The sequence below is a fragment of the Streptococcus infantis genome, from assembly GCF_019929665.1.
Lineage (GTDB): Bacteria > Bacillota > Bacilli > Lactobacillales > Streptococcaceae > Streptococcus > Streptococcus infantis_H.
On the sequence record NZ_JAHZPZ010000013.1, the window covers coordinates 1 to 4,782 of the forward strand.

Consider the following 4,782-nt stretch of genomic DNA (forward strand, 5'->3'; position numbering starts at 1 on the left):
GGAGCTTCAGTCGTTGTTGGAGCTTCAGTTGTTGTTGGAGCTTCAGTTGTTGTTGGAGCTTCAGTTGTTGTTGGAGCCTCTGTTGTTGTAGTGTAAGTGTTTGTGAACTTACGAACTTTATCAGCTTCTTTAACAGTTGCAACTAGTTTACCTTCGCCATTATCTACTACTGAAACTTGGATTGTATAACTTTCAGTTGAGTATGTAACTCCTGCTACTGAACCAGCTTTTTCTGTCAAGACATATTCGTGGTTTCCTGCTTCAGTGTATGAAAGTTTGAAGGCTACTTCGTTTGTTGCAACTTCAACACCTTCAACTTCTTTACCGTTTGATGATGTTGCAATGACTTTTCCACCTTCGCTCAATTCAAACTCAAATTGTTCTTTAGCAAGTTCTTTACCAACCAATTCTTTAGTTGCTTTGAATGTAGCACGAGCTGGTGATGGCTCATATGTGTTTGTTAAAGTAGGTGTTTGAGTTGTAACCTCAGCTTTAAGTGTTCCACCTTCAGCTTTAACAACGACTGTTACTTCGTATGAGTTTTCATCAAATGTGATACCAGGAACTTTTGTTTCAGTATTTTCTTTGATGACATAGTTGTAGGTACCAGGACCTTTAGCTTTCAAACCTTCAAATGTGATGCTTCCATCTGCTTTGTTTGTTGTTGAAGCAATTGGAGTAGTCAAGTTATTTGCATTGTACAAATCAAACTTGAACTCACCATCTTTCAAGGCTACTGGACGATTTCCAGCAATGACTTTCTTAGCAGTAATTGAAAAATCTGCTGCGATTGGTTCGTCTTGAAGGTTGATCTTAGAACCTTCAGCTCCAAGAGTTACCTTGTATTCTTTTTCATCAAGAGTATATCCAGCAGGAGCTGTCTTTTCTTTGATGATGAATGTCTTACCGACATATTTCTGATCAAACTCATCAGAGATTGCCACACCTTTTTCATTTGTAGTCAATTCTGTAGAGATAGTTCCATCTTCTGACTTCACTGTATAAACAGCGCCTGCAACTGGAACCAATGTGAAGGCATTTGTCTTGTTGATCTTAATCTTGAAGGCTGTAGAAGCTTCGATTTGTCCTTTTACAAGAGATACACGTTCAGCTTTAAAATCTAAGTTTGTGCGATTACTGCGGAAAGGAAGTGCAGTTCCATCTGCTGTAGTCAACTGGATAACGTTTTGAACTTTTCTACCATCACCTGGTGTTGTGGTATGGTATTCAACCCAGTATGATTTAGATCCATCTGCAAAGATAAGCTTGAACTGAGTATAGTTCTCATTCCAAGCTACAGTATAGTCAGTACCTTCTACCATCTTCTTAGCATCATCCGGAACTTGAGAACTACCATCGTTCAATGTAGCAGAAGAATAAACTACCAATGACTCTGGGATATACTGGATAGGAGCAAATTCAGATGTATTTGGAAGGAAGTCATTCAAAACTAAGTTTTTACCATAGTCTTGTCTTCCAGTATTGACACGAATTCTCCATGGAGAGTATACGTCACCTTTACCTACTGAACCAATTGCTGCTAACTTTGCTGAAGTCCATTCTTTACTTACTACATCGTTACCAACCTTAGCAAAGTTTTCGAAGCCTTCTTGCTTGCTGTCAACTGTCTTAGATGTAAAGGTATGTGTGATTGTTTTACCAACACCCTTGTTTTCAAAAGTTAGTGGTGTTGCTGTTTGGTCACTCTTGAACAAGAAAGTAATTGCATAATTTCCTTTCACGCCTTTAACGGTATCCCCGCCTGTTTTAGCTTGGAACTCATCAAGGTTCTTCAAAGTAACACGTGCTTTACCACCTTGGTTATCACCATTAGCAGTAACAACTACTGTACCGATATTAACTTTTGTTTCCTTATCGAACAATTCAGTCGTCCCATTGTAGACAGTTACCGGTGTAGGAATATCTACATCAAAGTAATCGCCATTGGCCAATTTACCATCATATTGCTTGAGGTCAAATTGAACAAAGAACTGATTTGAACGATTGGTAATAATCTGATAAGTACCGTCACTATTCGGTTCCAATTTGGAATCCGACATATTTAGGACACTTATATCAGTTACTACACCCGTTAATTCTTTCCCATCCGCATAAGCGACATTGGTCGATAAGAACAATGCACTCAGGAAGGTCAGAACTGATACAAAAAATATTATAAACGGCTTTTTCTTAATCTTTTTCACCATTAAATATTTCCTTCTTTCCCTATTTTTTTAAAATATCTTGAATTATTAAATAATCCAAGATAATAGTACTAAATTTCAACTTAAAAGTCAATGAAATCGAGGCTCAGAAGCCCATATTTTTAATAAATTACAAATATAATTATTTTATTTCTTAACAATTATAAGTTTTAGAGTCATAATATACGTTTTTATTATAATTTTATTTTTTCATATACATTGATTTTCATAAAGTTACAAAAACCATTCGAAAATTTTCGAATGGTTTTCATTTTTATGATAACTATTTCTTTAATAAACTAAGTGCTCCAGCATCCGCAATAATAGTTACATCTGGATGGTTTTGCAAGCTACTTGCTGGAAGGTTTTCAGTTACTGGACCTTCAACAGTACCTGCGATAGCTTTTGCCTTAGATTCACCATAAGCAAAAAGCAAAATTGATTTAGCATCAAGAATATTTTTAATACCCATTGAGATAGCTTGTGTTGGTACATCTTCAATCTTATCAAAGAAGCGAGCATTTGCTTCAATAGTGGACTGATCAAGATCTACAAGATGCGTTTGACTATCAAATGGAGTTCCCGGTTCATTAAAGCCAATGTGACCGTTTCGACCAATTCCAAGAATTTGCAAATCAACTGGATGGTCAGCAAGAATTTGATTATAGCGTTCTACTTCTTCCTCTGCATTATCTTTGACACCACGAGGTAAAAAGCTTTCTTTGAATGGCTTTTTATTGAATAGATTTTCTTGCATAAAGTAACGATAAGATTGAGGATTCTCTCCATCAAGTCCTACATATTCGTCCAAGTTAACACTAGTAAGATTTGAAAAATCAAGATCACTCTTAACGATTTCTCCATAAAATTCAAGCGGACTGCTACCTGTCGCAAGTCCTAATGTTTGAGCACCGTTTGCTAGCTTTTCTTTTAAAATTTCAAAAGCTACTTTTCCACCTTCTTCAGGATTTTTTACTTGTATAACTTTCATAATTGTTCCTCCGTATTTCTTTATTTCATTATATGGTATAGACCAATTTTTGTCAAGTGTAAACGGTTTAATATTTTAAATTTTATAGGATAAAGTTAAGAAAAAAAGAAGACTTAACTAGTCTTCTCTTTTTAAACTTTCAGACTGAATTAGTCTTCTCTTTTCTTTCTTGACAAAGCATAACCTGCAGTAGTTAAACCTACAAGTGCTAAATATGTCAAGAATGATTGTTCAACTGAAGCAGTATCCGGCAATGATTATTAATAAATAGTTCATCCAAAAATGATAAAAAGGCCTTGCTCTTACGAGCAAAGCCTCTTCATTTTAGAGCTAAAATTGTTATGTCAACACCAAAATATTGATGTTATCTCAATCTTAGTCTTCACGTCTTTTTGGTTTTGCAATTAAACCAAGTCCTACTAGACCAAGCACTGCACCTAGAGCAACTACTCCAGCTTTAGATTGTTCACCAGTATTTGGCAACTCACGACCCTTAGGTTTTTCTGGAGTTGGTGGCGTTACTGGTGGTGTTGGTGGTGTTGGCGGTGTTACCTTGTTGTTAAACTCAGTATCTTCAGGCACTTGTGAAGTAAGAGTCAACACTTTACCATCCTTAGTTACAGTAACTCCAACAGTCGCTACCATCTTATCGTACTCAACTCCAGCCTCTGTACCTTTCACTTCTTCTACATGATAAATATAAGTACCTTCTTGACCACGTTTGAATTCAAGAGCTGAGAACTTGATCTTACCTTCAGCATCATTGCTTACAGTTTCAATCACATTTCCATCCTTGTCTTTGAGTACAAAAGTAAACTCGCCAGCCTTCAGTGCACGGCCTTCCAATTTCTTAGTGAAGTTGAATTCAACTTTAACTGGAATATTTACAACACGTTTTTCAGTTGGTTTTTCTGGTTTTTCAACTGATTTCTTAGTTGGATCGTATTGGTGAACGATTTGAGAAGCTGTATTTTCAATATCTACACCTTCCTTAGCAGTATCCTTGATTCGTGCAAGAATATCAAACTTGTAGTAACGTCCAAATGCTAATTTAGCAGTGTCGATTACTTGTGTATTCTCTGCATCTCCAAGTGACTTAGTCAATTCAGCCTTAGACGTAGCAGTAATGACACCATCCACAATTGAGATATCAAATTTAGCGGTTACATCTTCACCAGTTACTGAATCGTAAGCTTTAATATCAGCTACATTAACATCCAAGTTTTCACTGTCATATTTATCTGTAATTCCAACAGATTGAATATTGTGAGCTTCTGTAAATTTAGTTGTATCCAACCATACTTGGTAAACAACCTTATCACCTTTATGGAGTGTTTGAGTATTGATATTTTGCGCTTCATTATTATCAACTTTGTCCGCATATGGATCTTTGTTGGTATCAGCTACTTTATCAGTCAACTCTTTATCATCATCCAAAAGTTTAGTTCCAGTAATGTCAAATTTCTCTTCGTTAAGAATGTATTTCTCTGGGTTAAACTCAGGAGTTTCTGGAGGAGTCACAGTGTTATTGAACTCTTTGTCTGGAGCGTCAGTCACTGTCTTCACAAGTGCTTTAGCTTTTCCATC

4 protein-coding genes are annotated in these 4,782 nt (G+C 36.2%); all 4 read right to left on the reverse strand.

Features of this window, described 5'->3' with window-relative positions; genetic code table 11:
• Nucleotides 1–2,207: Spy0128 family protein (locus K1I61_RS08850; protein WP_263285098.1), on the reverse strand; the 2,207-nt coding region annotated here is incomplete at its 3' end.
• Nucleotides 2,208–2,487: 280 nt separating this feature from the next.
• Nucleotides 2,488–3,195: a glucosamine-6-phosphate deaminase gene (locus tag K1I61_RS08855; RefSeq protein ID WP_223334868.1), complete on the reverse strand. Its 708-nt coding sequence runs from the start codon at nucleotides 3,193–3,195 to the stop codon at nucleotides 2,488–2,490.
• A gap of 149 nt (nucleotides 3,196–3,344) precedes the next feature.
• Nucleotides 3,345–3,449 carry an LPXTG cell wall anchor domain-containing protein gene (locus K1I61_RS09065; RefSeq protein ID WP_223334870.1) on the reverse strand — a complete coding sequence of 35 codons (105 nt, stop codon included), beginning with the start codon at nucleotides 3,447–3,449 and terminating at the stop codon, nucleotides 3,345–3,347.
• A gap of 121 nt (nucleotides 3,450–3,570) precedes the next feature.
• A partial coding sequence (locus tag K1I61_RS08865; protein WP_223334872.1) for an SspB-related isopeptide-forming adhesin occupies nucleotides 3,571–4,782 on the reverse strand: 1,212 nt, incomplete at its 5' end.